The organism is Nocardioides sp. (assembly GCF_034670285.1).
Lineage (GTDB): Bacteria > Actinomycetota > Actinomycetes > Propionibacteriales > Nocardioidaceae > Nocardioides.
Genome location: NZ_JAXMNS010000280.1, coordinates 1 through 5,150, shown reverse-complemented (window position 1 = coordinate 5,150; position 5,150 = coordinate 1). Strand labels below are relative to the sequence as shown.

At 72.2% G+C, this 5,150-nt stretch carries 8 protein-coding genes; all 8 read right to left on the bottom strand.

Annotated features, from left to right (window positions below; genetic code table 11):
• On the bottom strand, nucleotides 1-153 hold a 153-nt coding region (gene rpoZ / locus VOI19_RS13800), incomplete at its 3' end, for a DNA-directed RNA polymerase subunit omega (protein WP_323793539.1).
• A gap of 50 nt (nucleotides 154-203) precedes the next feature.
• Complete coding sequence (gmk, locus tag VOI19_RS13795; RefSeq protein WP_323793538.1) at nucleotides 204-782, bottom strand: guanylate kinase; 579 nt, start codon at nucleotides 780-782, stop codon at nucleotides 204-206.
• Nucleotides 779-1,102, bottom strand: coding sequence for an integration host factor, actinobacterial type (gene mihF, locus VOI19_RS13790; protein ID WP_323793537.1), 324 nt, complete (start codon nucleotides 1,100-1,102; stop codon nucleotides 779-781). The genes gmk and mihF overlap by 4 nt, the downstream gene beginning before the upstream one ends.
• Nucleotides 1,103-1,247: 145 nt before the next feature.
• Nucleotides 1,248-1,697 carry a hypothetical protein gene (locus VOI19_RS13785; protein ID WP_323793536.1) on the bottom strand — a complete coding sequence of 150 codons (450 nt, stop codon included), beginning with the start codon at nucleotides 1,695-1,697 and terminating at the stop codon, nucleotides 1,248-1,250.
• The gene (gene pyrF, locus VOI19_RS13780) at nucleotides 1,694-2,521 is read right to left on the bottom strand and encodes an orotidine-5'-phosphate decarboxylase (RefSeq protein WP_323793535.1); all 828 of its coding nucleotides are present in this window, start codon (nucleotides 2,519-2,521) and stop codon (nucleotides 1,694-1,696) included. Before pyrF ends, VOI19_RS13785 begins: the two co-directional genes overlap by 4 nt.
• Nucleotides 2,522-2,618: 97 nt before the next feature.
• Nucleotides 2,619-3,791: an alpha-hydroxy-acid oxidizing protein gene (locus tag VOI19_RS13775; protein ID WP_323793534.1), complete on the bottom strand. Its 1,173-nt coding sequence runs from the start codon at nucleotides 3,789-3,791 to the stop codon at nucleotides 2,619-2,621.
• A gap of 46 nt (nucleotides 3,792-3,837) precedes the next feature.
• On the bottom strand, nucleotides 3,838-4,902 hold the full coding sequence (locus tag VOI19_RS13770; protein WP_323793533.1) for a quinone-dependent dihydroorotate dehydrogenase: 1,065 nt from the start codon (nucleotides 4,900-4,902) through the stop codon (nucleotides 3,838-3,840).
• Nucleotides 4,902-5,150, bottom strand: a 249-nt coding sequence (locus VOI19_RS13765; RefSeq protein ID WP_323793532.1) for a hypothetical protein, incomplete at its 5' end; no start/stop codon positions are given. The genes VOI19_RS13770 and VOI19_RS13765, both read right to left, overlap by 1 nt.

Genomic DNA, 5,150 nt, shown 5'->3' with positions numbered 1-5,150 from the left:
CAGGCCCTCGCCGAGCTGGGAGTAGTAGGCGTTGATCTGGCGGGCCCGCTTGGCGCTGTAGAGGACCAGCTTGTACTTGCTGTCGGTCTTGGTGAGCAGGTCGTCGATCGACGGGTTGGTCACGCCTTCGGCGGCAATGTTGGGCGCAGACACGCGTCAGCCTCACTGGTTCGTTGAAATGGTCGTCCGGGGCCCGACTGGGCTCACGAACTCGGTGGAACCCCCGGATGACCGGAGTCCGTCATCAAGGCTACCAACTCGTCGGCCGCATCGTGAACTTCGTGGTTGACGATGGTCACGTCGAACTCGCTCTCGGCCGCCAGCTCCTCGCGTGCGGTCGTCAGCCGGCTCTCGCGTTCCTCGGCCGTCTCGGTGCCGCGACCGACGAGGCGGCGCACCAGCTCGTCCCACGAGGGCGGCTTGAGGAACACGAAGATCGCCTCGGGCATCGTCTCGCGGACCTGCCGGGCTCCCTGCAGGTCGATCTCCAGCATGGAGGGGCGACCCTGGGCCAGCGACTCCTCCACCGGCCCCCGCGGGGTGCCGTAGCGCGCGGCGCGGTGCACCACGGCCCACTCGAGCAGACGCCCGTCGGCCACCATGGCGTCGAAGGTGGCGTCGTCGACGAAGTGGTAGTGGACGCCGTCCACCTCACCGGGTCGCGGGGCACGCGTGGTCGCCGAGACCGAGAGCCACACCTCGGGGTGCCGCTCGCGCACGGCGGTAGCGACGGTGCCCTTCCCGACCGCAGTCGGTCCGGCGAGGACGACCAGGCGCCTCACGACTTGTCGGGAGCGAACTCGCGCTCCAGCGCAGCGATCTGCTTGGTGCCCAGTCCGCGCACCCGTCGCGACTCGGCGATGCCGAGACGCTCCATGACCTGGCGGGCGCGCACCTTGCCGAGCCCGGGCAACGACTGGAGCAGGTCGACGACGCGCATCTTGCCGATCACCTCGTTGGTGTGGCCCTGCGCGATGACCTCGCTGATCGAGGCCCCGGAGTTCTTGAGGCGGTTCTTCACCTCGGCCCGCTCGCGTCGAGAGGCGGCGGCCTTCTGCAACGCCGCCTGGCGCTGTTCGGGTGTCAGCGGGGGCAAAGCCACGTGTGGTCCTTCTGATCGGACTGCGTCGGTGTGAGCGGCACGGCATGCCGCTGAAGGGGTCAATCTAGTCAGAGGAGTCCGCGGGCGGCAACGGCCGGTCCGCACCAGTCGTCGGAGTTGTGATCCTCCGCTCGTCGCGCGCGGCTCACAGGCTCAACGGGGTCTTGCACACGTCACGCGCCTGCTGCTGCACGCGGCCGAGCGCCTCGACCATGGCCGGCGTCACCAGTCCCGAGGCCGCAGCGGCGATCGCTGCCTGGTCCTCGTCGCTCAGGTCGTCGGACGGGTTCTCCGGGTCGTAGGTCGCGGGGTCGACGTCGGCGTCGGCGAGGGCTTCCTCGAGCACCGAGACCCGCTGCACCACGACCGCCCAGTCGGCGGCGATGTCGGACGGCGACTCGGCGCGCAGCGCCTCGAAGCTCGGCAGCGCCTCGAGGAGCCCGGTCGCGCCGGAGGCTGCGGCCTCGGTGAGGGCCAGCTGCTGCTCGGACACCTCCTCGCAGTAGCGCTCGACCCCGTCGCCACCACAGGCCGAGAGGGCACCGAGGAGGAGGGCACTGGTCAGAGCGACGCCCGTGCGGCGAAGCGACGTCATGCCTGCCCGCCGCGCAGCGCGTCGTTCGCCCGTCGTACGACGTCGCGCATCGCGGCGGCGTCCGGGCCGGCCCGCAGCACCTCGCGCGAGGAGCTGGCGCTGACGTGCGCGGCCGAGGCACCGAAGATCCGCCGGATGTCGTCGGGCGTGCCGCCCTGGGCGCCGTACCCGGGAGCGAGGATCGGACCGTTGAACGCGAAGTCGGCCCCGGTGTCGGAGGAGATCGTGGCACCCACGACCGCGCCGAAGGAGCCCAGCGGCTCGGCGTCCGCGTTGAGCCGGCGCAGATGGTCGAGGATCCGGTCGGCCACGGTCTCGCCGGTGTCGACGCGGGCGTGCTGGACCTCGGGACCCTCCTTGTTGGAGGTGAGCGCCAGCACGAACAGCCCGGCGTCGTGGCGGCGCGCGACCTCGACGAACGGGTCGAGCGACCCGAAGCCGAGGTAGGGGCTCACGGTCACGGCGTCCGAGGCGAGCGGGCTGGACGGGTCGAGGTAGGCCTCGGCGTAGGCCTGCGACGTCGAGCCGATGTCACCGCGCTTGATGTCGAGCAGCACGAGCGCTCCCGCTGCACGGGAGGCCTCGATGACGCGCTCGAGCACGGCGATGCCGCGGGAGCCGAAGCGCTCGTAGAACGCCGACTGCGGCTTGACCACCGAGCAGTGCGGGGCCACGGCGTCCACGACGCTCATCGCGAACGACTCGAGGCCGGCGACGTCGTCGTCGAGGCCCCACTCGTGCAGCAGCGCGGCGTGCGGGTCGATGCCGACGCAGAACGGCCCACGCTCGGCCAGGGCGGCATGAAAACGAGCGCCGAACGTCACCGCGCCACCTCCGAGCTCGCGAGGCGGTGGACCACGCGGGGAGGTCGAGGAGTCGCGCGAGCGACGGAGGAGCACGCGACCGGCGTCTCGAAGCCCGTCATGGCACACGCACCAGGGCGTCGCGCGTCAGGTCGGCCCGGGTCGGGTATCCGTCGACCGCCATGATCAGGTCGGTCTCGGCCTGGATCGAGCGCAGCACGTGCGTCGCTCCGGGCACCCCACCGAGCGCCAGGCCGTAGACGTAGGGCCGCCCGACAGCGACCGTGGTCGCGCCGAGGGCGAGGGCCTTCACCACGTCGGCGCCGGTGCGGACACCGGAGTCGAACACCACCGGCGCATCGCCCTTGTCGGCGTGCGACCGGACGGCGTCGACCACTCCGGGCAGCCAGTCGATCGCCGCTCCCCCACCGTTGGCCTGGCGTCCACCGTGGTTGGAGACGTAGATGCCGTCGACGCCCTCGTCGAGCGCCCGCCGGGCGTCGTCGGGGTGACAGATGCCCTTGAGCACGATCGGCAGGTCGGTCAGCGAGCGCAACCACGGCAGGTCGTCCCAGCTGAGCGGGTTGCCGAAGGTGCCGACCCACGTCATCACCGTCGTGCCGAGGTCCGGGTCGGGGCCGGTCATCTCGGCGAAGACAGGGTCGGAGGTGTAGTTGGCCAAGGCCTTGCCGCGCAGCTGGGGGAAGTTGCCGCTGGCCAGATCGCGCGGGCGCCAGCCGGGCACCCAGGTGTCGAGCGTGACCACGATCGCGTCGTAGCCCGCCTTCTCGGCGCGCGAGACCAGGCTGGCGGCGAGCTCGCGGTTCTTGGGCGTGTAGAGCTGGAACCACAGCGGCGCCTCGCCGCGTGCGGCGGCGACGTCCTCCAACGGGTCGCTCATCAGGGTCGAGCCGATGAAGGGCACCCCCGTGGCGGCCGAGACCTCGGCGCCGTGCACGTCGCCGTGCTGGTCGGGCGTGACCAGGCCGAGCACCCCGACAGGTGCCATCATCAGCGGGCTCGCCACCGTGGTGCCGAACAGGTCGACGCTGAGGTCGCGCTCGGCCGAGGCGCGAAGCATCCGAGGCACCAGCGCCCAACGCTCGAAGGCCTCGGCGTTGCCGCGCTGGGTCGACTCGGTGCCGCTGCCTCCCGCGACGTAGGTGCGCAGCTCGGGCGGCAACGCCGCGAGGGCGTTCGCCTCGAGCTCGGCGTAGGTGAAGGGGTGCGGCGGCAGGCTGCCGCCGAGTGCCCCGAGGTAGAGCTCGATCTGGTAGTCGCCGAAGCTCACCGCGCCACCCCCGGGCGTGCGGTCGGCGTCGATGTCGGACGACAGGTCATGACAGTCCCTTCACGATGGTGCGTGGCCAGGTGGGTCCTTCATAGATGAACGCCGTGTAGGCCTGCAGCAGGTCGGCGCCGGCCTCGAGCCTGGCACGGGCGTCCTCGACGGTGGTGATGCCGCCGACGCCGACGAGCGTCAGGTCGGGCCCGACGCGGGCACGCAGCAGCCGCATGACGTCGGTCGCCCGCGCCGTGAGCGGTCGGCCCGACAGTCCGCCGGCCCCCAGGGCCGCAACCGCGTCGGACGAGCTGCGCAGGCCGTCGCGGCTGATCGTGGTGTTGGTGGCGATGATGCCGTCGAGGTCTATGGCGCCGGCCAGGTCGGCGACCGCGAGGACGTCCTCGTCGGCGAGGTCGGGCGCGATCTTCACCAGCAGCGGCACCCGTCCGCGGTCACCGTTGATGACCCCGTCGGCCACGCGTCGTACGTGCTCGAGGAGCGGCTGGAGCCGTTCCACCGACTGCAGCGAGCGCAGGCCCGGGGTGTTGGGCGAGCTGACGTTGACCACGAGGTAGTCGGCGTACGGCGCCAGCAGCCGCGTGGAGTGGCCGTAGTCGGCCAGCACCGCGGCCTCGTCGTCCTCGGGCACGACCTTGGTCTTGCCGATGTTGACTCCCAGCACCGGGCCGCCGGGCTCGTGTCGGCGGTGCGCCTCGCGCTCGGCGAGGCGGTGTGCCACGGCCTCGGCCCCGGCGTTGTTGAAGCCCATCCGGTTGACCACGGCACGGTCGGCCGGCAGCCGGAAGAGCCGCGGCTTGGGGTTGCCGGGCTGGGCCTGGCCGGTGACGGTGCCGATCTCGACGTGACCGAAGCCGAGCGCCGCGAGGGCGTCGATGCCGACGGCGTTCTTGTCGAAGCCGGCCGCCATCCCCAGGGCGTGCGGGAAGGTCAGGCCCATCGTGATGACCGGCTCGCCCTCCGGGGCCCGGCGCGTCACCCGGTCGAGTCCGCGCAGCAGCGGCGCCGCCCCGCGTACGGCCCCGAAGCCCAGGTGGTGGGCCCGCTCGGGGTCGACGTGAGCGAAGCCGTGCTCGAAGAGCCGCCGGTAGAGCGCCATCAGCCGCGAGCCGCCTCGGTGTCCTGAGCGGCCTGAGCGGCCTGAGCGTCGTCAGCAGTCGGCCGCAGCGCGCGAGCCCAGTCCTGGAGGCTGCGCACACCGACGTCACCGCGGCGGCGCGCCTCGATGCCCTGCACCGCGGCGCCGAGGCCCTGCACCGTCGTGATGCACGGGACGTTGGCCATCACCGCCGCCGTACGGATCTCGTAGCCGTCGAGGCGGGCCTGGCCGCCGGCCGCGCTGCCGCC

Bases quoted from the DNA above. Each gene is read 5' to 3' on its own strand.
- VOI19_RS13785 (WP_323793536.1), bottom strand. From the start codon at position 1,697: ATGACGTCGCTTCGCCGCACGGGCGTCGCTCTGACCAGTGCCCTCCTC.
- VOI19_RS13770 (WP_323793533.1), bottom strand. From the start codon at position 4,902: ATGGCGCTCTACCGGCGGCTCTTCGAGCACGGCTTCGCTCACGTCGAC.